This window comes from Streptomyces doebereineriae, assembly GCF_031845645.1.
Classification (GTDB): domain Bacteria; phylum Actinomycetota; class Actinomycetes; order Streptomycetales; family Streptomycetaceae; genus Streptomyces; species Streptomyces canus.
Map to the genome: position 1 here is coordinate 1 of NZ_JAVREZ010000208.1, position 469 is coordinate 469.

Annotated in this window: 1 protein-coding gene; it reads right to left on the reverse strand. The window is 75.7% G+C overall.

Going from position 1 to position 469, the window contains the following annotated elements; translation table 11 throughout:
* The coding region (locus RNB18_RS51490) for an ABC transporter substrate-binding protein (protein ID WP_311720995.1) at nt 1-469 on the reverse strand (469 nt) is incomplete at both ends.

The window sequence follows — 469 nt, forward strand, 5'->3', positions numbered from 1 at the left end:
GTACTGGAGGAAGCCGGTGGCCGGGTTGTCGGCGCGGGCCCGCAGCGTCTCGTCGGCGAGGATGCGGTCCCGGCCGGTGTGCTGGATGCCCCGGCCCTCGGCGTCCACGTGGAACTCGCCCGCCAGCAGCCGCCGGTCCAGCTCGTCGACCTCCACCCCGAAGTCGACGGTCAGCTCGTCGAAGAGGGCGGGCCGCACCGGGTCGGAGTCCCGGTCCCACCAGCGGCTGCGGGTGAGGTGCAGCCGGGTGCCGGGCTCGTAGCGGGCGATGCGGTACGGCCCCGAGCAGACCGGCCCCTGCCCGTACCGCCCCCGCCGGTCCTGGTGGGCCGGGACCGGCGCGGTGTTCGGCTGGGCCATCAGGAAGTCGAAGTCGGCGAAGGGGCGGCGCAGCCGGAACACCAGGGTGTGGTCGTCCGGGCAGCTGATCGCCGGGCAGCGCCCGCCGCCGTCGTACGGGCCCCGGTAG